The sequence below is a fragment of the Dyadobacter sp. UC 10 genome, from assembly GCF_008369915.1.
In the GTDB taxonomy this organism is placed as follows: Bacteria; Bacteroidota; Bacteroidia; order Cytophagales; family Spirosomataceae; genus Dyadobacter.
Window position 1 is genome coordinate 774783 of the sequence record NZ_VSRN01000001.1, and the last position, 25040, is coordinate 799822.

22 protein-coding genes are annotated in these 25040 nt (G+C 48.5%); 2 read left to right on the plus strand and 20 right to left on the minus strand.

Annotation, left to right across the window (positions count from 1 at the left end; genetic code table 11):
• Positions 1 to 100: 100 nt before the first annotated feature.
• From FXO21_RS02865 to FXO21_RS02900, 8 genes are all read right to left on the minus strand, one after another.
• A complete protein-coding gene (locus tag FXO21_RS02865) occupies positions 101 to 802 on the minus strand; it encodes a LytR/AlgR family response regulator transcription factor (RefSeq protein WP_149638686.1) in 702 nt (233 codons plus the stop codon).
• Complete coding sequence (locus tag FXO21_RS02870; RefSeq protein WP_149638687.1) at positions 799 to 1401, minus strand: TlpA family protein disulfide reductase; 603 nt, start codon at positions 1399 to 1401, stop codon at positions 799 to 801. The genes FXO21_RS02865 and FXO21_RS02870 overlap by 4 nt, the downstream gene beginning before the upstream one ends.
• Positions 1402 to 1455: 54 nt before the next feature.
• The gene (locus FXO21_RS02875) at positions 1456 to 2286 is read right to left on the minus strand and encodes a hypothetical protein (protein WP_149638688.1); all 831 of its coding nucleotides are present in this window, start codon (positions 2284 to 2286) and stop codon (positions 1456 to 1458) included.
• A gap of 13 nt (positions 2287 to 2299) precedes the next feature.
• Positions 2300 to 3349, minus strand: a complete 1050-nt coding sequence (locus FXO21_RS02880; RefSeq protein ID WP_192579153.1) for a sensor histidine kinase — start codon at positions 3347 to 3349, stop codon at positions 2300 to 2302.
• A gap of 130 nt (positions 3350 to 3479) precedes the next feature.
• A complete protein-coding gene (locus FXO21_RS02885; RefSeq protein WP_149638690.1) occupies positions 3480 to 4688 on the minus strand; it encodes a M14 family zinc carboxypeptidase in 1209 nt (402 codons plus the stop codon).
• Positions 4689 to 4717: 29 nt separating this feature from the next.
• Positions 4718 to 6136, minus strand: a complete 1419-nt coding sequence (locus tag FXO21_RS02890) for a SusD/RagB family nutrient-binding outer membrane lipoprotein (protein WP_149638691.1) — start codon at positions 6134 to 6136, stop codon at positions 4718 to 4720.
• 10 nt (positions 6137 to 6146) lie between these two features.
• Positions 6147 to 9794 (minus strand): SusC/RagA family TonB-linked outer membrane protein, encoded by a 3648-nt coding sequence (locus FXO21_RS02895; RefSeq protein WP_149638692.1) that lies wholly within the window; start codon positions 9792 to 9794, stop codon positions 6147 to 6149.
• Positions 9795 to 9835: 41 nt separating this feature from the next.
• Positions 9836 to 10849: a FecR family protein gene (locus FXO21_RS02900; RefSeq protein ID WP_149638693.1), complete on the minus strand. Its 1014-nt coding sequence runs from the start codon at positions 10847 to 10849 to the stop codon at positions 9836 to 9838.
• Between the two features lie 180 nt (positions 10850 to 11029).
• Here FXO21_RS02900 and FXO21_RS02905 point away from each other — a divergent pair, with 180 nt between their 5' ends.
• The gene (locus tag FXO21_RS02905) at positions 11030 to 11653 is read left to right on the plus strand and encodes an RNA polymerase sigma-70 factor (RefSeq protein ID WP_225865542.1); all 624 of its coding nucleotides are present in this window, start codon (positions 11030 to 11032) and stop codon (positions 11651 to 11653) included.
• 12 nt (positions 11654 to 11665) lie between these two features.
• Here the strand turns inward: FXO21_RS02905 and FXO21_RS02910 are convergent, their stop codons facing one another.
• From FXO21_RS02910 to FXO21_RS02915, 3 genes are all read right to left on the minus strand, one after another.
• Positions 11666 to 13795: a type IA DNA topoisomerase gene (locus FXO21_RS02910; RefSeq protein ID WP_149638694.1), complete on the minus strand. Its 2130-nt coding sequence runs from the start codon at positions 13793 to 13795 to the stop codon at positions 11666 to 11668.
• A 9-nt stretch (positions 13796 to 13804) separates the two neighbouring features.
• A complete protein-coding gene (locus FXO21_RS28665; protein ID WP_192579154.1) occupies positions 13805 to 13975 on the minus strand; it encodes a hypothetical protein in 171 nt (56 codons plus the stop codon).
• 134 nt (positions 13976 to 14109) lie between these two features.
• A complete protein-coding gene (locus FXO21_RS02915; protein WP_149638695.1) occupies positions 14110 to 14298 on the minus strand; it encodes a hypothetical protein in 189 nt (62 codons plus the stop codon).
• A gap of 66 nt (positions 14299 to 14364) precedes the next feature.
• On the opposite strand from FXO21_RS02915, the gene FXO21_RS02920 reads away from it, so the two are divergent.
• A complete protein-coding gene (locus FXO21_RS02920; RefSeq protein WP_149638696.1) occupies positions 14365 to 14586 on the plus strand; it encodes a hypothetical protein in 222 nt (73 codons plus the stop codon).
• Between the two features lie 197 nt (positions 14587 to 14783).
• Here FXO21_RS02920 and FXO21_RS02925 read toward each other — a convergent pair whose 3' ends face one another.
• The 9 genes from FXO21_RS02925 to FXO21_RS02965 form a co-directional block, all read right to left on the minus strand.
• Entirely contained in the window at positions 14784 to 16421 is a 1638-nt protein-coding gene (locus FXO21_RS02925; protein ID WP_149638697.1) for a carboxylesterase/lipase family protein, read from the minus strand.
• Positions 16422 to 16517: 96 nt separating this feature from the next.
• A complete protein-coding gene (locus FXO21_RS02930; protein ID WP_149638698.1) occupies positions 16518 to 17018 on the minus strand; it encodes a GNAT family N-acetyltransferase in 501 nt (166 codons plus the stop codon).
• Positions 17019 to 17182: 164 nt separating this feature from the next.
• On the minus strand, positions 17183 to 18268 hold the full coding sequence (locus FXO21_RS02935) for an NAD(P)H-dependent flavin oxidoreductase (RefSeq protein ID WP_149638699.1): 1086 nt from the start codon (positions 18266 to 18268) through the stop codon (positions 17183 to 17185).
• 4 nt (positions 18269 to 18272) lie between these two features.
• Positions 18273 to 18650 carry a nuclear transport factor 2 family protein gene (locus FXO21_RS02940; RefSeq protein ID WP_149638700.1) on the minus strand — a complete coding sequence of 126 codons (378 nt, stop codon included), beginning with the start codon at positions 18648 to 18650 and terminating at the stop codon, positions 18273 to 18275.
• A 73-nt stretch (positions 18651 to 18723) separates the two neighbouring features.
• Positions 18724 to 19467 (minus strand): SDR family NAD(P)-dependent oxidoreductase, encoded by a 744-nt coding sequence (locus tag FXO21_RS02945; RefSeq protein ID WP_149638701.1) that lies wholly within the window; start codon positions 19465 to 19467, stop codon positions 18724 to 18726.
• A 7-nt stretch (positions 19468 to 19474) separates the two neighbouring features.
• Complete coding sequence (locus FXO21_RS02950; RefSeq protein WP_149638702.1) at positions 19475 to 19696, minus strand: tautomerase family protein; 222 nt, start codon at positions 19694 to 19696, stop codon at positions 19475 to 19477.
• An 11-nt stretch (positions 19697 to 19707) separates the two neighbouring features.
• Positions 19708 to 20244 carry a YceI family protein gene (locus FXO21_RS02955; RefSeq protein ID WP_149638703.1) on the minus strand — a complete coding sequence of 179 codons (537 nt, stop codon included), beginning with the start codon at positions 20242 to 20244 and terminating at the stop codon, positions 19708 to 19710.
• Positions 20245 to 20338: 94 nt separating this feature from the next.
• Positions 20339 to 20917: a Crp/Fnr family transcriptional regulator gene (locus FXO21_RS02960; protein ID WP_149638704.1), complete on the minus strand. Its 579-nt coding sequence runs from the start codon at positions 20915 to 20917 to the stop codon at positions 20339 to 20341.
• 73 nt (positions 20918 to 20990) lie between these two features.
• Positions 20991 to 24959 (minus strand): hybrid sensor histidine kinase/response regulator transcription factor, encoded by a 3969-nt coding sequence (locus FXO21_RS02965; protein ID WP_225865543.1) that lies wholly within the window; start codon positions 24957 to 24959, stop codon positions 20991 to 20993.
• Between the last annotated feature and the right edge of the window lie 81 nt (positions 24960 to 25040).

The window sequence follows — 25040 nt, forward strand, 5'->3', positions numbered from 1 at the left end:
TTGAGGATGTGAGTGCTGCTGGTGTTGGTTACAAGCCGCCGCAGGAATGCCTGAGTTGTCTGGTTTAGATGGTGCAAAAACATTCATGAAGCATGCAGGGTCAGGCCAACCTGGCAAACAGATCGTCCTTAAAAGTAGCCGATAAAGGGAGCTGGTTACCGGCAAGGGTAATCTGATGTCTTTCGATCTTGTCGATTTTGGATATAGCAATGACGTATGACTTATGGATGCGAAAGAATGAGTCCTGAGGCAATTTCTCTAAAATCTCTGCCAGTTTCATCCGGCTCAAAACCCGGCGTTCAGCGGTGTGAAAGGTGAGGTAATTGCCATCGGCCTCAATGTAAAGCAATGCGTCGAGATCAATGCGTGTCAGGTCGTAACCCGTTTTGACAAAAATGTAATTATTGGGGTTCGCACTATTCGCGGTGCCCGAAATTTTTGCAACAGCCCGGTCGGTTGCTTGCAGGAAACGGCTGAGGCCAACTGGTTTCAGCAAGTAATCCGTCGCTGCGAGGTCAAATCCGTCTACCGCATATTGCGCATGCGCGGTTGTGAAAACAATATGGATCGACGGAGAAAGCATCCGGGCTACTTCCAGTCCCGACAAATCCGGCATTTGAATGTCAAGAAATACCAGATCTATAGTGTTACTTTTTAAAAAAGCCAGTGCCTCTGTTCCACTGGCAAAAGTGCCCAGCACATCCAGGCCAGGCACTTTACTGGCATGGGACAGCAGGACGCTCAAACCGATGGGTTCGTCGTCTACGAAAATACAGCGAATATGCGACGGATCTTTTTTCACAACAATTGCTCGATTTGTTTATACAAAGCTTCCCGGTCGGAAGGTCGCTTCGCGTGGATGGTGACGATCTTGCCAGACTTGTCTACTAATATATAAGACGGAAATATAAGGTTGCCCTGTTGTGCATATATCTTGCGCAAATCCTCCCGCAGCTCCTCGCCCGCAAGAATGTGATATCCTATCAGATGATAGAATGCAATCATCTCGCGCCAGCTCTTTTCAGGATCCGGCCGGTGCTCTACCGCGATATAGGCAAAATCCACAGGTTTGTCCTTAAAACGGTCTTTCAGTGCCTGGTTGAAAGCAAACTCCTGTCTGCACGGACCACACCAGGTTCCCCACATATCTATAAAAATCACACGTCCCTGATGCCTCGCGATGACTGAGTCAAGTGTAGGAATAGTCAGAGAATCCGGTACAAAACGGATCCCTTCTGATTCGGACTTCATTTCGGCCAAACTTGCCAGGAAAGGTTTCATTTTTACCTGTACCCGCTGCATGTACGTACTTTCCGGAAAACGTTTTACGAAATCCAGATATGCTTCCTGCTGGTATTCAAGATCGCCCTGATCGATCCCATTGATTAAAAAAGATGCCATGGCATATTCCAGCGCACGCCCGGTAAACCCATATTGCAGGGCAGCATATGCCCATTACCTTTCCCCTTTTTGACGAACTTCCTGGTTGACTTCCGCAAATGGCTTCTTAAAAACAGCTTCTGCGATCCTGGCAAATTCTTCTTTATTGGAAGCAAGATGTTGGAGATAACGCGGGTAATAACTAACCAGCGTTTGATAATGATAACTGTCCAGTGCCGCTGCATTCGAAAGCGGTACCGTTTCATGTGCAGTTTTCAAGGCTTGTCGCCATTCATTTCGCCCGTAGCGGGACCGGTTCTGTTGAGTCCATACACCATTTTTCCAGATCAGGTCCCAGAGTTTACTCACCGCAAAATATTGAATATCGGCCTGGGTCATGCTGAAAAAGGCTTTCGAGCGGATGAACTTACTATCATTGAGTTCCGCTAATGCAGATTGCTGCGCTTTTTTCAGATCAGCCATCATCTCCTCCGGTTGGCTCAGGGTATCGTTCCAGGTCTGTTTCCCAAGGTTATAGGTTATCAAACCCAATTTCTGCCTGAATTGGTTTTCCCGGCCCAAACTACCTTCAAACCTTATCGATTTCGTCGAATCGCCCATTTTTATCACAAGTGTTTTACCCGGCTCTGTATACAGTTGCAGACGCTGCCCGGCATACGTCAGAAAAATGATCTGCGGCTGCTCTACGGGCAGTTGAATCGAGAATTCCCCTTCATTATCCGGAACTACCTCCCGGGAATTGACTGTGTGGTTCCAGCAATCGAAGGGTACATTGAAGACCAATGCTTTTCCCGATTGACTGGCCGGGACTTTCCCTGACACCGTTATTTGGGCATAACAAGCACTGAACGCCGAAAGCGCGGCGCATAAAAAGAGAAGTTTCATAGACAAATTTGAATTAGTGTAGACGGATATGCAGCCGGACATTGTACCGACCGGCTTCTTCCCCGTAAGCCAGGTGGTGCCTGTCTGGGTAAATAAGTTGAAGACGTTTCTGCGTGTTTTGTATACCGGTACCCAATCCGTCCTGCCCTGACCCCGGGGAAAACAGGCTGTTTTCAATGCTTAGATCAAGCTCCTGGTCGCGAACAGTCAGCTGCAATTTTATAAAACTTTTCTGGTCGATTCTGATACCGTATTTAAATGCATTTTCAATAAACGGGACCAAAAGGAACGGTGCGATGCGTGCGGAAAGTCCATCGTAGGAAAGGTCTGTCTGCAACCGGACCGTGTCGCGATCGGGCAGTCTCATCCGTTGCAAATGGAGGTAATCTTCTATAAAACTAAACTCCTGTTCAACCGGTGTGAAATCCTGCTGCGCGCCGGTTGTTGTATAGCGCATGATGTTGGATAGCGCTTCAATACACTGGGCGGTCTTGTCCGCGTTTTCGGCGAGCGCGATCCCATACAGTGTATTTAAGGTATTAAAGAAAAAATGCGGGTTGATCTGCGCTTTCAGCGTGCTAAGTTCAGCCTCTACCTTTTGCATTTGCCACTGCGCTTTTCTTGCGCGCTGATATACAAAATCCCTGAACATGGCATAGAAAAAACCATAACCGGCGACAACCAGGGAAGCTGTCCAAACCGGGCGGAATTCGCCGCCTGATTTCCATTGGCTATATACGGCGAGAAGGAATACGTAACCAACAGAAAAAAGGCAGGTGCTCACGATGAAATACGAGAGTGGCTTTTTCCTGAAGATAAAATGATAGTTAAGTTCTGCGATCAAGGTGCCCGCCAAAATCACCAGCCAGACAGTCTGATAGTAGTTGTGATTAACAAACCGCTGCCACTGCGTAACCCCTGAGCCGTCAGGATTGATCAGGTAAACGCCGTGGGTACTGACTTCATACCAATAACCGATCGCGTCACTTAACTCAGTGCCCGCCCATATAAGCAGTGCATGAAGAAGCCATTGTTGCCAGATTGCGAGACGTGGAAATTGCATAGCGAAGTGATGATGGTGCTCCAAAACAAGCATGAACCATCTTACCCCGCAATAAAAAGTGCCAAGTATCGAATAGTTTGGGACGAAATGGTAATCCGGTATTCAATGCAGGCTGAACCAATACAAAACGCTACTCCCGTTTGAGATATTCAGTTAAAGCAAAAGCCATATCCCTGCCAAAAAGCCGTAGTTTTTCGGCAGTCATAGGTTCACGGTTATGCACCGAATACGGAAATTCAAACGAGCTGGCCAATCGGATACCCGGAATGCTTTCCCCCCATTGTGACGAGGACATGCCCTGTGTGGTATTCGCTGAGGTGTTCCAGGCTGTTCCGTAAGCTACAATTCCCTGGGCCATATCAAATTTGAGCGATCCGCGGTTTTGAGCGGCAACCTGATCCATAAACAGCCGCTGCTGTTTTTCAATGGCCGGTTTGGCGGAACCTACCAGATAAATCACTTCGTTGAGAGGGCCTTTGATCCAGGGGCAGTGCAGGTCCATCATCACTTCTAGCTGGTTTTGGCCCCAGGCGGGGACCTGTTCGCGAAGCGCCGCAGTGCTGCAATAAATGCTTTTCCCGTCGTAATCCCGGTTATGGTCACGCGGCGCACGGTACTTGCCCTGATCCCCGTCTTCTACCCCATCTTTATCCATGAAAGGAATAATCCAGAACTCGGTCGATTCGCGCAGGGCTTTCATGGCCGGGTCATCGGACAAAACCGCGGCAACCATTCCCTCCATCACATAATTGGCCATCATTTCACAAGCATGGTGCCGGGCCGTGATCAGGATTTTCCGTCTTATGCTCTTTTTCCTGGAAGGATGAATGACCAGCCTTTCGGTAGCCCGGCCTTTCGGCGTAATGCACAAAGTATCAATTTTCACGGAAGCGTGGCTCCGGTATGGCTGCATGAACGCATCGAAATTAGCCTGGGTGTAGGGCATTCCCATACTAAACCGAACATCCTCCCCTGCTTTAATATATGCTGTAAACTCGTTGTCCGACACGGTTCCCTCAAAGAGCCAGTTCCAGCTTTTCCCTCCGTCCCTGCTGACGGCCGGCCCTTTAATGGTAAGGCAATCTTTTTTGTTAAAAACAAATCGGATACTGTCACTTCGATTGCTTTTTACGGCGTAGTACCAATAAAACCAATCGTGGTCCGTATCGCGCAGGTCGGGCCGGAGGTAAACGGTGGAACCCTGTATAGAATCTACGATGATATTGCCACCCGGAAAGTCAGCGGTAATTTGCAATTCCTGTATCTTTCTGTCTACTCCATCAGGAACCAATATCAGGCTGCCCAGAACAACAATGAGTTGAATAATAGATTGCGTCATGATTTTTTAAGGTATTAAAAATAAATAGCCTATTTATCCCAATAAAACCGTGGGGCTTGAACGCTTGGCGTTTCCTTGGGAGCATTGGGGTTATTAAGCCGCTCGCCAAGCGGAACGGGCAAACGCCGGGGAATCTGACCATCCGGGTTCAGTCCGTTGGTACCCCCAAAAGAAGGCTGCAATGCCGGAAAACCGGCGCGGCGCCAGTCGGTCCACACTTCCGGCTGGGTAAACAACGCTATGTATTTCTGGGTCATCACCTGTCGCAGGCGGTTGGTGACATCGCCCGTCAATGTGCCCCGGTTGACGATAAATGCGGCAACTTCTCCTGCCGGGATTGTACTTTTAGTCACCTTGTCAACAGATGCCCGTATTGCCTCCTGCAAGGCTTTCCCGGCTTCTGCATCCTGGCCGTTCAGGCGCAGGCGGGCCTCGGCTTCTATGAATTTAGCTTCTGCATAAGTAATGAAAGGAACCGGAGTGGTAGCCGTCGTATAATAAGGTCCGATCTGTGAGTCTGCGGCCTGTCCCTGCCCGGGAGCACTCCCTGAAAACGTGCCGGACGCATCAGGTTTCGCAAATGCCTGCAAGCGCGGATCAGCCGGTACTGCCTTTAACAAATCCACGAATTGTTTCCCGAGCCGGAAATCATTGCGTTGCTGCACAAGTTGAAACCAGGGGTTGGATTCACTCGTTCCCGAGCCAAAAACAAATTCAAGGTCATTGGCGCTGCTGGCAATACCGCGGTAAGTTGTGCCGTCGTACAAAGCCGCCAGCACTTTTGCAGCCGCCTCACTGTCGGTTTTACTCAGGTGCAGGGCATAGCGGGCTTTTAAAGTGTAGGCCGCGGCAATCCATTTGGAAACATTCCCTTTGTAAATCAGGTCATCATTGCCAGGGCTGTTTGACGGACCGGCAGTCTTCAGGAGCGCAACCCCCTCGTCGAGCAGCAACTGAATACCGGTATAGATGTCGGCCTGGCTATCGAATTTGGGATAAGGATTAATAGCCCCCTGAAACGCTTCCGAATAAGGAACGTCCCCATAAAGGCTGGTCATGGTGCCCAGGCAGTATGCCAAAAGTATCTTTCCGATGCCTTCATAGCCATTGGCCTGATTTTCGTTCGCCTGCCGGATCAGGGTGCTCAGGTCCTGCATCGGACCGGCATAAAAGGTATTGAAAGCTGTGCCTGCTTCGGCATCTACATTATAGCGGTCCCAGGCTGCCGCCTGTAAAACGATACCTGAAAGATGTTGGGTGAATGTATTGGTCATCTGTCCTACATCAGCCCCGACAGAAAAGGCTATCACTCCCTCTGAGCCAGCCAATAGACTCGGCAAGGTCGCCTTCGACGGCAGGTTGGGATTCAGGTTCAGGTCGCCGTAATCGCAGGAAGACACGCAGCACAGCACAAAACCGGATATGAGTAAAGTAGTCAGTCGTTTCATAAAAAAGCAGCTATAAGGTTAGAGTAAAGGCTGCCCCATAGCTTCGCGTATTGGGCATGGTGAAGTAGTCATATCCGGCTGCGTTGTTATCCCCGTTCAGGTTTGTTTCGGGATCAACCCCACTGTAATTGGTAAAAAGGAATACATTTCGGCCTGTCAGCGTAAAAGTGGCGCCGGAAATCCTGATCTTTTTCAGCCAGTTGGCCGGGAGGCGATAGCTCAGGTTCAACTCCCGCAGCCGAAGCCAGCTGCCATCTTCCACGAACTGTGTATTGACGCCACTGCCAAAACCACCGCCTACGCCCGTATACCAATACTGGCTTTTCACGACCGAGATGTCATTGACAGCTCCGTCACTTTTCTTTACACCATCAAATACAGTAGGAATATAGCGGTCTTCGGATTCTTTGGAGGTCCCCGATTGATTCATCGAACCTCTGGTGCCGTTGTAAATATCAAATTTATAGCGAACATCCAGCAGGGTGGTCAATGTAAAATTACCATACTGAAGGGTGTTGCGTAATCCGGCAATCCACGATGGATTTGTATTCCCGATGGGTTTGGGATTCGGGTTGCGGGAAGGGAAACCGTAATTGGCATTGGGCGTTTTTCCGTCGGCCATCAAACGCGCATCATCGATGAGCACCCGGCCCTGTGCGTCGCGGATAAAATCATTCCCATAAATTACAGCGAAAGGCTGGCCCTTCACCAGACGGACCTGGCCCAACGGACCAACCGAGGTCACACCAATGCTTTCAACCCCATCTGCAATTTCGTTGACCCGGCTGATATTCCGGCTCCAGTTCAAAGCGAGGTCCCAGGTAAACTTCCCCGTTTGTACCGGCGTTGCATCGATCACAATCTCCAAGCCTTTGTTCGAGATCTTTCCCACATTCCGGATCGTACTGGTAAATCCCGACGAGTTCGGAATCGGTACCGAAACGATCAGGTCTCTGCTAACTGAGTTGTAATAGGTAATATCCAGCCCCAGGCGGCTCTTTAAAAACCGGAACTCGCCCCCGTATTCACTGGAAACCCGGACTTCCGGGCGGAGCCTGGGATTACCCGAAGTGTTGCCAACAGACAATCCGATCTGGTTCTGGAAGGGGAACAAAATTCCGCCGGAAGTAATCAGCGTAGCGTTGGCGGAACTTGGGTTGTACGTATTGTACAACGAGTAAATAGGCGAATCGTTACCCACCTGGGCATAGGAGGCGCGCAATTTCCCGGCAGTCAGCCAGTCGCTTTTAAGATCCCAGGCGTCGGTAAAGGCAAAACTGGCGCTGACGGATGGATAAAAGAAAGAACTGTTCTCTTTCGGCAGGGTCGACGACCATTCGTTTCGCCCTGTAAAATTCAGGAACAGAAAATTTCGGTAAGTCAACCTAAGGTCGCCATAGGCTGCATTCAGTTTACGACGCGACATACTGGTACTTCCCGTGAGGGTGGAGGCTCCTGATGGATTGAAGAAATCCGGAATATTCAACCCTGAGCCGGTATTGGTCTGCCGCCGGTCCGTCCGGTTGAAGTAGTTGTGCCCAAGCAAAACAGTAAGATCAAGATCATCGGTCAACTTGCGGTTGGCAGTCAGGATCAGGTCGGAATTGACAGAACGTTGCAGGTAATTTTCCTGACTTACCCCTCCTGCTACCAGCACCCTGGAAAATCGGCTGAATGCTTCCAGCCTGTTATCGCTGTACATATCGAGGCCCAATCGTCCCATCAGTTTCAACCAGGGCAAAAATTCGTAGTCAGACTGTAAGAATCCAATGACCCGGTCTACTTCGTCTTTATATTGATTTTTGTTGATCGACCAGAATGGATTGTCATAACCGCCTACATTGCCTCCGCTATTCCGTTGGGTACCGTCCTGGAAAGAATATGCCATCGGCTCGTGAAGCGGATCGCTGAATCCGTTGGCAATATCGAAAGTAAAAGGCGCGCGCAGGATGCCCATGATAACGCCGGAAGAATTAGACCCTTGCTGGGCACGCGTCCCGCCGGTTTTGCTGTAAGTAACCGACCCGGAGAGGTTGAGCCTCGGGGTGAGGGATACGTCTCCGCTCATTTTGAAGGTCAAACGGTCAAATTCTTCTGTCGGAATAATCCCTTTTTGATTCAGTTTCCCCAAAGAGAAATAGTAGTTTGAATTTTCGGACCCGCCCGACAAGCTGAGGTGGTTATCAAACGTGCTGCCCTTTACGAAGAAGTTACCGATATTATCGAAAGTATGAAGTGGTACGCCGTTCGAGGTCGGGTCTGTACGGGGAACGATTAAGCCCGGTGTAAACCTGCTGGGCTGAGTTGAATAGGTTAATGAGCTGACTTCCGGACCGAAAGATGTTATAACACCGGTACTCGGGTCCCGGAACTGTGGTGATCCGTTGACTTCCGCTCCCTGGGCATATTTGTCCTGCCATTTCGGAAAGCGGTTAGCTTCATTGACGATGTACGAAGAGGATAAGGAAATTCTCGATTGTTTACCAGCAGAGCGGGATCCCCTTTTTGAAGTGATGATAATCGCGCCCGCGGCGGCCCGGATACCATATAAGGCAGTCGCGGCTGGTCCTTTCAGTACTGTCATGGTTTCAATGTCGTCGGGATTAAGATCGATGGAGCGGTTCGAATGTACCACCCCTGCATTGCCATCTCCGCTGGCCAGGGTCCGCGTCTGTCCGTTATCAATCGGAACCCCATCGACCACAAAGAGCGGACTGTTATTGCCGGTGAGCGAGGCACTGCCCCGAATCCGGATCTGGGCCGCACTGCCAACCGCGCCCGATGAAGTAGTTACCTGCACTCCGGCAGCTTTGGCACTGAGCGCCGAAGCCACACTCGTTTCGCGGGAATTAACGAGCTCCCTGCTATCTATTTTCTGAACCGAATAGCCCAGTGATTTCCGGCTGCGTTCGAGACCGATCGCAGTGACAACCACTTCCTTCAGGCTTTGCTCGTCTGGCTTCAGTGAAATATGTATTACGCTCCTGTCACCGATTACGATCTCCTGGGATTTATAGCCGATAAATGTAAACAGCAGACTGCTTTCCGGCCCGGCTACGGTTAACTTGTACTCTCCTGTTGCCGACGTCGACGTTCCGTTGATCGTCCCCTTTTCAATAATATTGACCCCGGGCAAAGCCTGGCCCTTGTCGTCTGTAACGCGGCCACTCACCTGCACCTGCGCGGTTTCATTTCTGACGGGTAAAATGCCCCGAAGTGCGGGACCGGGTAGCATCGATAAGTTGCCTTGACGTTTTGATATACCATTCAATCCTTCGATGATCTGATCGGAACCAAGCGCCGACGAACTTTTAGCGGAAAAAATCAGGTATGTCTTTTTTTTGATCCGCTGAAACTGGAACCCATGCGTGTTAAGCAGGTTATTGAGATTTTCATCAATGGTTTTTTTCAGATTGATCGCATCCTCGCTCACGCTGCGTCCGTCCAGGAGATTTTCCTCAAAAAGTACATTTACCCCGTACCTGTCACGGAGCAGTAAAATTGCATCGCGTAGTTTGATCGTCGCAGGCCGTTTACCTGTCGTTTGTCGCTCTGTCTGTTGAAAAGCGAGCGTCTGCGCATTCGTGCCGGGGGCAACATGTAGCCATAGGAGAAGCGGGACGGCCCATATGCAATGGCGGGCTCTAAAGGTTTGCATGAAATCAAGATTAAGGGTGATCGGAATAGTAAAATCAATAACTACTTGGCGGCATTATTCGACGACTGGCCTGACTCTAAAAGGATATGGTTGTTTTCTTGTTTCAGCCTGAGGTTCATGACTTTGGTCAGTGCCTGCAACAGTTCTTCAGCATTCCTTGCTTCGAATGCCCCTGTAAGCTGGCGTTGCGCTAATTCGGTATCCGTCATCCGGATAGAAAGCCCAAACGTTTCTTCGATTTGAGCCGTGATCTCATGCAGCGGCGTATGTTCAAAGACAAATAAATGATCTTTCCAGGCTGTATGCTGTGTCAATTCCTGTTTCGTACGAAGATCAAAAGCCCCTTTCGAATCGACGGTAACCACATCACCGGGCGCAATCGTCAATGGGGTAATATCGTTGCTTTTCAGCGAGCTTAACCGGACTTTCCCTTTCATCAGGGCCACTTTGGAACCGCGTTCCCGCGAGTAAACGACGAATTCGGTGCCCAGCACTTCCACCTGCAGCTGGTCGTCGGTTTTCACCAGAAAACGGCGATGGTCGCGGGTATGGACAACTGAGAACTCTGCTTCACCATTCAATCGGACTTCACGGTCAATTGACTTCCATCGCGGTATCAGCAAGTGGGAATTGGCATTAAGCGTTACCCGGCTACCGTCATCGAGCGTTACAGAAAGTACCTGCCCGTTGCCGGTCGCATAACTTTGGTAGAGCAGGGAGTCCCGAAGTAAATATGTACTGATCGAAACCAGCACCAGTACCGCCGCTGCTGTCCAGCGAAGCCATTGCACCTTCCGGCTAACAGACGTATCCCCTATACGTTGGAGCTCGGGATTGGACCGGTCCTCATTATTTTCAGCCGGCGACAAGTAACGTTGAAGAGCTGCATCCGTGTCGGTTTCAAATTGCAAATGTTCCAGTTCCCACTCCTCTATCGCCTGAAAATATGATTCCCGGTTTGATTCATCCCGTAACCACTCAATAATCCGTTGCCGTTCCGGAAGTGTGGCATTACCCGAAAAATACCGCCATAGAAGATTTCTGGTGATGGTCATATGGATTGATAGTTTGCACCCATAGGATCCGCAACTGTAAGATTACCCTAACGCTTAATGGAAAAAATGCAAAATTTTATAGTATTTTAAATAATATCCCGAATGGATTAGGGTATTGTGTGCAAATTGGATCGTAGGAGTGACGACCTCAGTCTCAATGCTTTTAATCTGTCAAGCGCCTTGTTAGAACAACAATCTTCTGCTCAACCGGATCCCTTCGATTCTCAGACCAGCTCTCAGAAGGAAGTGCGGTCGTCATGGGCAGATGACAAAGAATGGTTTATCCGCCAGACGTTTGAAAAGGATCCGCGTAAGGGTTGTGAACTGCTTTTCAGGAAATACTATAATGTGTTATGCAGCCATGCAGTCCGATTCATTTACTCGAAAGAAATCGCCCAGGATTTAGTGGGAGATATATTTTCCTCTTTCCTGCAAAAGGAACTTCACAGGCATATCCACACGTCGTTCCGGGCCTATTTGTTTTCGGCAGTCCGGCTTGAATCTTTGAAATATCTTCAGCGCGAATTTAACCGGAAGGCGACCCTTTCCGCTCACCTGGAAGAAACCCTGATAGCCCTCCAGGCGTCGCCGGAAGAAATGATGGAGTACGACGATCTTTACCGCAAAGTGCAGCAGACTATTCAATCACTCTCCCCGGCTGTGCAGCGGATCTTTATTTTAAGCCGGTTTGAAGGAAAAAAATACCAGGAAATAGCGCAGGAATTATCGCTATCACCGAAGACGGTTGAAGCCCACATTACAAAAGCACTCCGGATATTGCGCCAGGCATTGGAAGACCAGTAAGCGGATTGACTTTCAACCCACTTCAAAATTAAAATCGCCGTTCATCACCAGTTTTGCGTCGGTAGTTTCAGGATTACCGGGAATTTGCAAGCCCTTGATTTTCGCCGTTTTTCCTTTACTCAACAAATCGTAAACGTGCTTATCGGTCAGTTTTTTACCTAAAAATTCAAACGGGATCTTAAAACCGCAAACACTAAAATTCGAACAACCGTAAGCCGTTTTTCCTTTTTTGAGTAACTTCTCTTTGCATTTGGGACAGGTCAGCGACTCGATATCAATCTCTTCTTTCGGCTCTTTGGGTTTTGCGGGTTTCTTCTCTTTTATTTCCTTTTCAACTTCCAGAGGCGGCGCTTCTTCGGCAATGCTGATCGCGCGTCCTCGGTTGCTTTTTACTTCATGCGTCAGGTCGACTACCATTTGGATCAGTTCCTGTTTGAAGGTATCCATCGAATACTCGCCTTTTTCGATCAGCCGCAGCTTACGTTCCCAATTACCGGTTAACTCTGCGCTTTTCAGCAACTCATTTTGAATGGTATCAATGAGATCCATGCCGGTTTGGGTGGCGAAAATGTTCTTCTTCTTTTTCTCAATATATCTTCTTTTGAAAAGCGTCTCGATGATGTTTGCACGTGTCGACGGCCTGCCTATCCCATTGTCTTTCAGCAGCTCACGCATCTCTTCATCTTCCACTTGCTTACCCGCAGTTTCCATTGCCCTTAGCAATGTCGCTTCGGTATAGGCTTTAGGCGGCGTCGTTTTTCCCTGATGTACGCGCGGTTCGTGCGGGCCCCGCTCCCCTACTTCAAAGTTCGGCATTAACTTTTCTTCTTCGGCAGCTTCCTTTTTCGCACTGGCATCATTGGCGTAAACCGCCCGCCAGCCGGGTTCGAGGATTTGCTTTCCGGTAGCTTTGAATTCCACCTGGCCTACCTTACCCAAGACAGTTGTATTTGAAACTTTACATTCGGGATAAAAAACAGCAATAAACCGGCGGACGATCAGGTCGTAAATGCGCTTTTCGTCCTGGCTAATGTGATTGGGCAAAACGCCGGTCGGGATAATGGCGTGGTGATCGGTCACTTTTTTATCATCGAAAACCGCTTTCGATTTCGGAATTGGTTTTTCTAAAAGTGGTGCGGTGTATTGGGCATAATACGTAAGTTCTCTTAATATGCCCTCGACCTTTGGATACAGATCTTCCGAAAGATAAGTAGTGTCTACCCTCGGGTAAGTCACAAACTTCTTTTCGTAGAGGTTTTGAATGTGTTTTAATGTATCCTCGGCCGAATAACCATATTTTTTGTTGGCCTCCACTTGCAGGGAAGTCAGGTCGAAAAGCTTGGGGTTACCTTCTTTTCCCTCTTTCTTTTCAAATGAAGTGATTTCAAAATCGTGTTGCAACAGGTACGCAAGCCCTTTTTGCGCTTTTTCCTCATTCCTGATCCGGTCGATGGTGGCGGTGAATTCTGTTTCGCGGTAAATGGTTTTTAATTCCCAGTATTCTTCCGAAACGAATGCATTGATTTCCTTCTGCCGCTGCACGATCAGCGCGAGCGTCGGTGTTTGTACCCGACCAATGCTCAATACTATTTTCCCCTGCCCGAATTTTTTGGTAAAAAGCCGCGTCGCATTCATACCCAGCAGCCAGTCGCCGATGGCGCGGGCACTTCCGGCTGCATATAAGTTATTGTAAAGTTCGCTGTCTTTGAGTTTTTCAAACCCCTCGCGGATCGCCTGCTCGGTCAGTGACGAGATCCAGAGCCGCTTTACAGGCACATTGCATTTCGCTTTCAGCAACACCCAGCGCTGGATCAGCTCCCCCTCCTGCCCCGCATCCCCGCAGTTGATCACCTCCTCACACTGGCTAACCAGACTTTCGATAATGCCGAACTGCTTCAATGCGCCGGGATTATCAATGAGCTTAATGCCAAAACTCGACGGGATCATCGGCAGGTCTTCCAACCGCCACGATTTCCAGCGTTCGGTGTAGTCGTGGGGTTCTTTTAAGGTACAAAAATGCCCGAAAGTCCAGGTAACCTGGTACCCGCTTCCTTCAAAATAACCATCCTTACGCTGGTTGGCACCGATAATTCCCGCAATATCCTTGGCAACGCTTGGCTTTTCAGCAATACACACTTTCATGCTGCAAACTTACTCGATCCGCCGCTTTCTCCCTTTTATTAAAAAGAAAATTGCTGCAATAAACGTGATCGCATAAATGACCGCCATAGCCGGCTTCTCAAACTGCATGGTCGAAAAATCGAACTGTTTATACAAAGTAACGCCAAGAATAATGGCCACGATCGCCCAGATTGGATTCATTGAGTAGGTTTGTTTTGTAGAGGTTTCAAGTGAAAGTATGAAAAGTCGGGTTCTACCTATCTTGCCATGATTAACAAAAAAAGCAACCAGCCTGAGCCAGTTGCCTATTGTACTATATCAAATCGAAAAAATATCTATTTGCGCGGCAGCGGATATTTCTTCACAGTTTCCGCCATTCGGAAAGTTTTCTGCACGATTACATTCTCATGCTGCTTAGCGGCAGCTGAGGCTTCTTTTTTGATTTTTTCTAGTGCTTTCCCGGAAGTTTGAGAGATATCTACATATCTACGAGGGAATTTGTTGACAGTAAACGTACGATGCATTTTGATAATAAATTGACAGCTTCACTCCTATTTCAAAGGCAGTTCAGACAGTCTACCGTTTTAGAATTGAAGTTTGAAGAATTACAACACTTTAATTTCAAACCCTTGGATGCCAATGCAGTACTGTTGGATGCAACTTTGATTTTGACTTCTGAAATATTTTATTGGGCCGACTTTGCCGGCTGGGAAATTGGCGATGCTGACGCAATTTCAATAAGTGGGAAGAAATTATTTTGGCGCCTAAGACCAGAACTTATTGGAAATATTAAAAGGATCAACGACGATTGACGGAAAGAATTTGAAATGAAAGATTCGAGCAATTCACCAATGAAAGAAACGGCATTGAGGCCAAGAAGGCTGGAAGAGTGACTTCCATCCGCGACCTCAAAATAGATGGGCAGATATTCTGTAACCATCTCTTGAAAAATCAAAAAAAAGCTTCCCGACGACCGTCGAAAAGCCTCTCTTCTTCAATTCTACAAGCTTCAATTCTTTCCAGCCATCGTATCCAGCAGCATATACCTTCCTTTGTGCTTGTCTGTTTCCAGCTTGCTGTCTGCATCCAGGTACATATAATGCGCATCGCCCTCGGGTTTCACAGGCAGCCATTCCGGCAGGCCTTTTCCATTAGGGTTGTAGGTTTTGATGAAATTGGCGAAATATTCCTGCATCGTGGCGGATACTTTGTGGTCTTCCGGCGTCCAGGCGTAAACTTTGTTGTACCCGAGGTTTCCCATAGCGTACTCAATTTCAGCTGAATGCACCGCACCTTTGGGTAGTGGCGCTTTGGCAGCAGGTTCTGTACTTTTCGAAACGCCACCGGCCAGGTTCGCAGTCACATTGCCTGCCTCGGCGGCCATCGCTGGACGCGGGCGACCGTACAAATAGCGGTAAACAGGTTTGCCTCCTCCCGTTTTGCTCTGTATATCAATCCATTTCCAGGTACCAAAACCGATAAAACGGTCGCCGGCCAGGTCGGTTGCCACTTGCTCCACTTCGGCATCCGAAGCAGCTGCATATTCTTTCAAAACTTTGTCGGCCTGCTCGCCGTAGAGCTTTTGAACCGCTTTCGTATAATTTTCAAGCGTCGGCGTTTCTTTGCCCAGGATCATGCGGTAATTCATTTCTTCCGTATTCCAGCCCGCAAGTAACGGTACCTGCGACTGTTTTCCTTCCTGGAAAGTTTTCAAAGGCGGTTCTGGAAAAAAGTAACCGTCAACCGAGGACATGAACCTGCCTACGCCTGGCCCAGCGGTCGCTTTCAGCAATTCCTCGGCAGGTATAGCCCGCATTTCTGCCAATGATTTTTTACCAACCTGTTCGTTGAATTTCGCGCCAGCCTGCTCTGCCTGTGCCAGTGGTACGGGAGGAAGCGTGCCCAATACCGATCCGCTTTCGCCAATTGCACCAGCAAACAGATTTTTGGAAAGCGGCGAGGCCATTAACGCACTCACCGACAGTGAACCAGCAGATTCTCCGGCAATGGTAACACGGTTAGGATCGCCTCCAAAAGCGGCGATGTTCTGTTTTACCCAGGCCAGAGCAGCCGCCTGATCCAGATAACCGTAGTTCCCCGAAGCCTTGTGCGGCGATTCTTTGGTCAGATCCGCTGAGGCGTAAAACCCGAACACGCCCAGGCGATAATTTACCGTGAGACTTACAATACCCTTTTTCGCCATGCTTTCACCATCATAGCGGCCTTCGGAACCGTCACCAGCTACAAAGCCGCCGCCATAAAAATACACCAGAACAGGAAGCTTTTCATTCGCGGATTGCGCGGGCGTCCACACATTGAGATACAAACAATCCTCGCTCATTCCGTCAGAACGAAATCCCATATCCCCAAAAACCGCATTCTGCATCGCACGCGGACCGAATTTAACCGTCTTCTTAACGCCCTGCCAGTTCTTTACCGGCTGCGGTTCACGCCAGCGGAATTCGCCGACTGGCGGAGAAGCAAATGGAATCCCTTTGAAGGCCCTTACGCCGGAAGCCTCCGTCACGCCTTCCACGGTTCCGTTGGCAGTTTTGACTTGCGGGGCCGAAGTTGATTTTTTAGTCTGGGCCAGTGCAACCTGCGTGATTTGGGCCGCCAGCAGCATGGTCATAAAGATCGTTTTCATTTCGAGATAAAGTAAAGTGCATATACCTCAGAAGCACTTTGGTAAATAAGACTACTGATCCGCGCAAAAAAGCCAACGCTCCATCGCCGCTTCAAATCAATTCAGTCGTTTTTGCAGCCAGATCAGATCGAAATACCTGCCGTTTTTGTAGCCAATTTTCTCAAAATTCCCACATTCCTTATAGCCCAACGACCTGTGAAAATTCAAGCTTGCGATATTTTCAGATGAAATATTAACCAAGACATTTGATATGTTCAGCCCCCTCAATTCCCTTTCAAGCATATTGTAAAGTTTGCCTCCTAATCCTCTCCCTGTAAAGCCGTCTTTTAACCAATATGTCAGTTTCACCGTTGGTGCAAAGGTGCTTTCAGATCTGAAATGATAAGCATATCCGAATCCAATTACGTCCCTGCCGCTTTGGACTACATATTTCGGAAGCTTATTCTTTTCATTGAACATCTCTGATATATCGCTCTTTTTTAGTGGCATTTCAGAAAAGTAGAATGTTGAATGGGTGACATAATAGTTGATAATATCTAAAATGTCGTCCGCATCGGTTAGGCTCATCGGCCTGATTGAGATATTGTCCGTGTTCAAGTGTAAGCTATTTTAAGCTGGCTGGATCGTTATGAAATCGTGCGCAAATTGGTGAATTATCGATCAGGGCATTCGATTTTACGATTGTTATTTCCTGTGCTTAGCGGACGTGATTTACAAACAGTTTTTTCATGGGCGTTAACAAGCCGAAACTGTCGCGGCGATTACAAACCGGGACCTGACCGAAGTATCTGCTCCGTTTCAGTAACCAGGGCCTGCATCAATGCGGCTGCTGTTTTGTGTTTGAAATGGACCGGACTTTGTCCTGACCAGAAATTCACCATATCTCTTCTTCCCTGGGCCAGGGCCGCTTCCCTCAGCGGAGCGACCAGTCGCGTTTGCAGCGGAAATGGCAATACCTGAACCTGGTTCGGGATTTCCTCCGAAATCGTGTTACGTATCATCCTGCCCAAGCGACCGGTCAGCGATTTGGAAAGCACCGTGTTGTTTGACTCCCCCGAAAGCAGCGCCGCCTTGTGAAGTGGCGTCGCATTGGACTCGTCGGTCACCAGAAATGCAGTGCCAAGCTGTACGGCATCCGCGCCCATCGTTAATGCAGACACAATTCCCTTTCCATCGGTGATGCCGCCGGCGGCGATAACGGGTGTTTTTATACTCGCTTTGAGTTGCTGGACCAGCGAAAAGGTTCCGGTTAACGAATCAAGGGCCGGCCTCAGAAAAGACGGGCGGTGCCCGCCGGCTTCAAATCCGGCCGCCACAATGGCGTCGACTTTTGCTTCTTCCAGCAGCAGGGCTTCATCCAGTGTAGTAGCTGCCCCTACTGTTTTAATGCCAAGTCTCCGCGCATCACTCAATATGTCAGAAGATGGAACGCCAAAAATAAAACTGAACACAGCCGGCCTGATCTCGAAAATTGCCTCCACCTGTCTCTCAAATCTGGAAGCGATGTTTGGGTTAAGTTCCGGTAGCGGAATACTTAATGCGTCATAGTAAGGTTTAAAAAGAGACGTTACCCGTTCCAGGGTTTCCGCCGAAAGACTAGTGAGGTCCGCATCGACATCCGATACCCAAAGATTGATGTTATAAGGCTTGTCAGTTTGCGATTTGATGGTCTGAGCAAACTGGCGAATCTGCCCGGGATCCAGTGTGTAGGCGCCCAGGCTTCCCAATCCTCCGGCGTTGGATACTGCTGCCAAAAGCTCCGGCGTCGAAAAACCGCCACCCATCGGCCCCTGAAAGATCGGATATCTGATGCCAAGGAGCTGTGTTATGCTGGTTTGATTCCACATGACATTAGTTGGTTACATTCGTTAACAGCTTGTTTATAATGACCCACTTTCCGTCAATTCTGGTCAGCGAAAGCAGGTCGTAGTAATTAAACTCAAACATAGGCAGACGGACTTTTGCAACCGCAATCTGGTTGATAATTTCAATGGATAAAATTTCCATACGAAAACTCTCGCCCAGCTCAAAAGGGCTCTTTCTGTTCGCAACTCCGTCCAGATATTGGTCCAGCGTTTTGAAATACGGTTGTCTATTCACATCACCTGCTATCAGCGTTTGCGGATGAAATGCGCTGCGGAGCAGGTCGGTGTCTCCTTTAAAAACCCCATTGAAATAGTCTTGCAAGACAGTTGTAATTGCTGCTGCGTGTTCTGTGTAATTGTTCATTGTGCTTTCAGGTTAGCCGGTATGCGCGGGTATACTTGTCCCGCGCATACCTTGGTGGATATTAATAACTTCATTACATATGGTGACCTGCAACGTGGCCGCCATCGAGATTGATGATTTCGCCGGTTACAAAATGACTGCCTGCAAGGTACAGTGCCAGTTCCGCCACGTCGCTGGTCTCACCAATTCGGTCCACAAGGTGAAGGCTTGCCAGACTGTCTGCATCGCTGATCCCATTTTTCGCCTGAAGCGGACTCCTGATAATACCTGGCGCGATGGCGTTTACGCGAATATTGTTTTTCCCAAATTCAGCGGCCAGCTGTCTGGTGAGCGCGTGGACTCCGCCTTTGCTGGTTATAGGCGCAGTGCCCGGAAAGCCGCCGATTGCATGGTCCACCAGCACAGTACCAATATTAATAATAGAGCCTTCGCCTTGCCTGAGCATTTGCTTGACCGCCGCCTGGCTCGTAAAAAAGGTACCTTTTAAATTGATACTCAGAAAACGGTCCAGATAAGGCTCATCTACATCCAGGAAGCTTTTTGGCTCAAATATTCCCGCATTATTGATCAAAACGTCCACAGTCCCGAACCGCGTTACCGCAGTGTCCACAAGCTGCTGACCAGTGTCCGGGTCGCTGATATCGCCGGCTACCATTGCGAGCCGCTCGTGATAACCCAGTTCGTTAAACGTCGCTGCCAGATTCGCAGCATTCGCGGAGTTAATCACCACGTTGTACTCGTGTTGTAAAAATAAACCGGCGATGGCCCTGCCAATTCCTGTGGATGCGCCGGTAATGATAACGGTCTGTCTTTTCATGATCTTTTCAGGCTTGTTTTTGAGCTGTTATCCCCCGCTCGCGTAGTACCGAGACCTGCTCTCCGGCATAACCCCAGTCGTCCAATTCAACTTCCCGGATCAGCACGTGGGTCAGGCTGGGGTCTTTGTCCAATACTTCGGTAATGAGTTCGGTAACCCCTGCTATCAATCTTTGTTTTTGCTCACGGGTAACACCTTCCCGGGTTACCTCAATTTTTACAAATGGCATGGTCGGGTAATTTAAAGGGTGGCGAATGCGGTCAGTTTTACTTCAAGTTCAAATTCATTGTAGATCAGCGTATCTCCCAGATTCTGAAAAAAGTTACCGGAACGGAACTTCATATCGTAGCGGGTACGATCCACGAGGATCTTGCCGGAAGCAGTAACCCTGTCGCCCGAAACATGCACCCCGCCAGGGAAACTCGCTTCGTGGGTAATGCCTTTAATCGTCAGATCGCCCGTGATCTGATAGCTGTCACTTTGCAGATGATCTGCATTGGTAATGACGAATGTGGCTTCGGGGAAATTTTCAATTGCGAAAAAATCCTCCGAAAACAGGTGGCCGGCGAATTGGGCATTGGTATCCGGATCAGTAATGTCCAGAATCTTGATTGAAGTAGTGTCGATCACGAAGCTGCCTCCGCTGAGCTTTCCATTGTGCAATGTGAGCTCGCCCGCTTTGATGTCGATGGTACCGTTGTGGGCGCCTGTTACTTTTTTTCCTGTCCAGTCGATATTGCTCTCAGCACTTACGACTTCAAATCTTTTAGTTTCCATTTTCTTTCTGTTATCAATTTTTAAATTTTGATAGCACAAAGTTGGACAGGTATCCGCAGGGCATTACGTGATGTATATCACTTTCGCAGGCAGGTCATTTATGTGTATTGTAAAGTCTGCTGAGCGTCTCGCGGGAAACGCCAAGGTAGGCGGCGATGAGGTGTTTGGGAACGAGGTTATAAAGTTGGGGGTACAAGGCAAGCAATTCTTCGTAACGCGCCCTGGCATCGTTGTTCATAAATGACAACAGCCTTTTCTGGGATGCCAGGTAACCCCGGTTGGTCCGCCAGCGAAAAAAATGCTCCACAGGATGCAGCTCACTGCATATCTTTTCGCGATCGTGATTGGAAAGACAAAGTACTTCCGCGTCAGTGATACAATCGACATGAATGGTAGCCCTGGTCTGGTTGTACAAAGCACCGTAATCCGACGTCCACCAGGTTGGCATCGCAAATTGCAGGATATACATTTTGATTTCGTCGTTGACAAAAAAAGCTTTCAGACAGCCCGAGACCACGAAATATTCACAATCCACAGCGCTTCCCTCAGAGATGACCACCTGCCCTTTTTTGTACGATTGGGGTTTAAAATGAGAAAACACATAATCAAACTGCTCATCGGTCAATGTAGCAGTCTTGGCAATGTGCTGTTTCAGAATCTCTTTTGCATCCATGATCAGGCGTTTTTCATTTCGTGGGCAAACCTCACTTCAAACATTTGCAGCTTTCAAATCAGGCATGAATCAATTAAGTCCGGCCTTGCAGCTTGTAAATATAATTGGTCGGACTCACACCGAACTGCTTTTGAAAATCGCGTGAAAAGTTGGTAGGAATGCTGTATCCTACCATATCGGCCACCTCGTTGATCTTGTATTTGTTTTCGGCCAGCAGCTCGGCCGCTTTTTTCAGACGCGACAAGTTGATCAGTTCATTGGGCGTCATGTCCGAGATACCCTTGATCTTCCGGTATAAAGTCGGCCGGCTCATGTTCATCATCGACGAAAGCAGGTCTACGTCGAGGTTGCTGTCGGCGATCCGTTGGGAGATGATTGTATTAAGTTGTTCCAAAAACTCCTTATCGGCTTTGGAGAACGCGATTCCTTTAATGTGCGTCAGTGGCGAGCGAGCGAAATATTCTTTAATAATGTTCCGGTTGTTGATCAGATTAGTGATCTGCGCGGCAAGGTGATCGAGTGAGAACGGTTTTTCAATATAAGCATCCGCGCCTACTTCCAGCCCTTCGATTTTTGAATTGATCGAATTTTTGGCCGTTAACAGAATGATCGGAATGTGGCTGAACTGCACATCGTTTTTCATTTTCCGGCAAAGCTCGATCCCATCCATCACCGGCATCATGATATCACTGATGACCAGCTGCACGTTTTCGCGCTGCAATATCTCAACAGCCTGCTGACCATCGAGGGCGCGCATCACATTATAAGTCACATGCAGCTCCCGGCTCAGATAGTTAAGGATCTCCACATTATCCTCTACCAGCAAAATCACCGGTTTTGCCGGGTCCACTGCCTCATTGGGCTCACCGGCCAGCAGATCATCGCCGGCAGACACTTCACTTTCCCCCGTCAGGTCCATTTCATAATCCTGATGAATCGGCAGCGAAAGCACAAAAGTATTCTGTCCCGCATCATTGCGACGGACTTCCAGCTTGCCCTTATGCAGTTCGGCCAGCGACCGCGCCAGTGGAAGCCCAATGCCCGTTCCCTCCTGTTTCTGACCGGCTTCCATGCGGTAAAATGGTTCAAAAATTTTCTCCTTATCCTCGTCCCCGATGATCAGACCGTCGTTCGTAAATTCAATATGGAAAAGCAGATCATCGCTGCTGAAAGGCAGCAGCTTGATTTTCACAGACTCATCGGCATATTTAATGGCATTATTGATCAGGTTGCTGATGATTTTCTTGCAGGCTTCAATATCTACAAATGCCTGCAATGCGATTCTCGGAAGCTCAATTTTATAACCTAGATTTTTTTGCTCAGCGGCCGGTTTGAATGTAGAAAACACATCGGCGAGCAACTCGTTGATATCTGTTTTTGTAAAGTTCAGACTAAAATTATTCGCCTCCGCCTTCCGGAAATCCAGCAGCTGATTGGTTAAATCAATGAGGCGATTGGCATTTTTATTGATCATAGTCAGGTTCTCAAATGTTTCCGCATCTGCATTCTGATCGGCCAGCAGCTTGTCCAGCGGCATTTTGATCAGCGTCAGCGGCGTTCTGATTTCATGGGCGACGTTTGTAAAAAAATCGATCTTGGCATTATAAATCTCCCGCTCCTTCCCGATTTCTATGGCTTCGATCTTGCGCTTGTTCTTTTCGCCCATAGCCAGGTGATAATACCGGAACAAAGTAAAGCCTACTGCCGCCACGACGGCCACATACAGAAAATAAGCCCAGGCCGTCGCCCACCAGGGCGGCAGAATATCAATATTGATCCGTCTTTCCCGGCTATTCCAGATCTGATCGTTGTTCGACCCCTTAATCCGTAACACATAATGACCCGGCGGTAGTTTTGAAAAAGCGATTTTTCTACTTTCGTCCATTGTAACCCACTGCGGATCAAGCCCTTCCATTTGATATTGATAGCTATTCATTTCAGGGATCAAATAACTGAGCGCAGCCACATCGAAACTGAGACTGGAACGGTCATAGGGCAGCCGGATCGATTCTGTATAAACCGGCGATTCGGTAAGGGGAGAGTCTTTGCCGCCGATACGCAATTCCTGGTTGTTGGCCTGAATAGCCGTGACGTATACGGGCGGTACGTAAGTGTTTTTGTTAAAGGTGCCTGGCTTGAAGCTGATCAACCCGGCTACCGTGCCGAAAAACAGTGTTCCGTCGTCATTTTTAAATGATGAATTGTAATTAAACTGCTCGCTGGGCAATCCATTGGCTTCGTTGTAATTTCTGAATTTCCCCATTTTCGAATCCAGCATCGATAAGCCGCGGGAGGTGGAGATCCAGAAATTGCCCGGTTCGTCTTCTAAAACCCGAAAAACCTGATTATCCGGCAGTCCGTCTTCAATGCGGTAATTTTTAAATTTTGCGGTAACCGGATTGTACCGCGAAAGTCCGTGCTCGGTACAGAACCACAAATCGCCGTTTTTGCTTTGGTAGAGGCTGTTGATATAGTTATCGAGCAGCCCTGACTTATTCTTGGCATCGTACTGGATCCGGCCCTTTTTGCCGTTTTTTCGGTTGAAATAAAAAATCCCGCCGCCATAACTCGCCACCCAGAGCGTTCCCTCCTTATCCTCGTGAATGCTCTGAACCTGAGTATTCACAAAAGTCATCGGCGTGAAATTATCCGTGTCGCGGTTATATTTAAATAGCCCCGACCAGGTACCTACCAGGATTTCATTTGCCCGGGTTTTATAAAGTGTCACAACAAAATTACTCCCAAAGGAATTGGGCAGGCTTGTCGTATAATGCCTGATTACCTTGTTGGTCCTCAGATCCATTACGTCCAGCCCGTGCTCGTAGGTACCGATCCACAATTCGTTTCCGTCTGCCACCAGGCCGTGCAGGTTGCGGTAAGAAATGCTGCCTTTTTTACCGTCGGGCAGAAACGCTTTGAAAGTGCCAGTCTGCAAATCGAGCTGGTTCAGGCCGGCGTCCTCGGTGCCTATCCAAAGCTTACCGTACTGATCTTTGGTAATTTCATGGACCAGGCTTCCGCTGATGCTATTGCCCGGTTGCGGAAAGTATTTTTGAAAACGGTTGAATTCAGAAGAATAATAATTGACCCCGCCAAACTGCGTAGTGATCCAGATCCCGCCCTCACGGTCCTTGAAAATCGCGTTGACAATGTTGTCCGTGATCGAATAAGCATTATACTTTTCCTTCACGATCTGCTTCATTTTCTTCTTGTTCAGATCGAGGATGAACAGCCCCGACTCGGAGCCCAGCCAGTATTCGTCCTTTCCGCTTTCGAAAAATGCATGGATGTAAATGTCCTGTTTTTGTCCCGTCTGCTCTGAAATATCCGTGATCGTGTCAGTGCGATAATTAAAGAGCAGGATCCGTTTCATATTCCCGATCAGCAGGGTCGAATCGGAAACCGAATGCAGCCGCATATTGGAAAATATCTCATTCACCCGGCCCGAAAGGTCATATTTGGCCACGCCGCCAGTTTCGGGATGATACTGCCGGATTACTCCGTTACTGAATGAAGCCCACACTTTTCCGCTGGACGAAACATGGACGGAAACCGTATTTGCAGCGTCGGGAAGTGCTGTAACTGTATTTCTTTCCGGATCAAACCGATACAGCTGATTATCCGAAATGATCCAGACGCCGCCTTCTTTGTCGCCCCTGATCAGGCGTACTTCACCGGTAGGGATTAGTTTGAACGCTGAAAATTGCCCGGAAATAGGATTATACAGGTAAACGCCTTTGTGCGTACCGATCCATAGCTTTTCGTCTCCATCCTCATAAAGTGAGAAAACCGAATTGCTGCCCAGGCTGGTAGAATCCTCCTCTATACTCCTGAAAATCCTGAAAGAATTGCCGTCAAACCGGTTGAGCCCATTACGGCTGGCGATCCAGATGAAACCCTTTTTATCCTGAATAATATCGGTGGTCGCATTGCCTGACAGCCCATCGGAAACTTTATAGCTTTTAAAATAATACGGAGGCTCCTGGGCCAGACAAGTCAGGCAGTAAAACAGGCAGCAGAACATCACAAGCAGCTTTTTCACCCGGGCATTTGAAATAAGTCAGCTATTCCGCTGACGCTTTTTTTGTTGAACATTTTTATAAATATATCCCTGTAAAATCAC

Bases quoted from the DNA above. Each gene is read 5' to 3' on its own strand.
- FXO21_RS02880 (WP_192579153.1), bottom strand. From the start codon at position 3,349: ATGCAATTTCCACGTCTCGCAATCTGGCAACAATGGCTTCTTCATGCA.
- FXO21_RS02935 (WP_149638699.1), bottom strand. From the start codon at position 18,268: ATGTGGAATCAAACCAGCATAACACAGCTCCTTGGCATCAGATATCCG.
- FXO21_RS02945 (WP_149638701.1), bottom strand. From the start codon at position 19,467: ATGAAAAGACAGACCGTTATCATTACCGGCGCATCCACAGGAATTGGC.
- FXO21_RS02915 (WP_149638695.1), bottom strand. From the start codon at position 14,298: ATGCATCGTACGTTTACTGTCAACAAATTCCCTCGTAGATATGTAGAT.
- FXO21_RS02900 (WP_149638693.1), bottom strand. From the start codon at position 10,849: ATGACCATCACCAGAAATCTTCTATGGCGGTATTTTTCGGGTAATGCC.
- FXO21_RS02890 (WP_149638691.1), bottom strand. From the start codon at position 6,136: ATGAAACGACTGACTACTTTACTCATATCCGGTTTTGTGCTGTGCTGC.
- FXO21_RS02875 (WP_149638688.1), bottom strand. From the start codon at position 2,286: ATGAAACTTCTCTTTTTATGCGCCGCGCTTTCGGCGTTCAGTGCTTGT.
- FXO21_RS02950 (WP_149638702.1), bottom strand. From the start codon at position 19,696: ATGCCATTTGTAAAAATTGAGGTAACCCGGGAAGGTGTTACCCGTGAG.
- FXO21_RS02910 (WP_149638694.1), bottom strand. From the start codon at position 13,795: ATGAAAGTGTGTATTGCTGAAAAGCCAAGCGTTGCCAAGGATATTGCG.
- FXO21_RS02895 (WP_149638692.1), bottom strand. From the start codon at position 9,794: ATGCAAACCTTTAGAGCCCGCCATTGCATATGGGCCGTCCCGCTTCTC.
- FXO21_RS02870 (WP_149638687.1), bottom strand. From the start codon at position 1,401: ATGGCATCTTTTTTAATCAATGGGATCGATCAGGGCGATCTTGAATAC.
- FXO21_RS28665 (WP_192579154.1), bottom strand. From the start codon at position 13,975: ATGAATCCAATCTGGGCGATCGTGGCCATTATTCTTGGCGTTACTTTG.
- FXO21_RS02955 (WP_149638703.1), bottom strand. From the start codon at position 20,244: ATGGAAACTAAAAGATTTGAAGTCGTAAGTGCTGAGAGCAATATCGAC.
- FXO21_RS02885 (WP_149638690.1), bottom strand. From the start codon at position 4,688: ATGACGCAATCTATTATTCAACTCATTGTTGTTCTGGGCAGCCTGATA.
- FXO21_RS02940 (WP_149638700.1), bottom strand. From the start codon at position 18,650: ATGAACAATTACACAGAACACGCAGCAGCAATTACAACTGTCTTGCAA.
- FXO21_RS02960 (WP_149638704.1), bottom strand. From the start codon at position 20,917: ATGGATGCAAAAGAGATTCTGAAACAGCACATTGCCAAGACTGCTACA.
- FXO21_RS02925 (WP_149638697.1), bottom strand. From the start codon at position 16,421: ATGAAAACGATCTTTATGACCATGCTGCTGGCGGCCCAAATCACGCAG.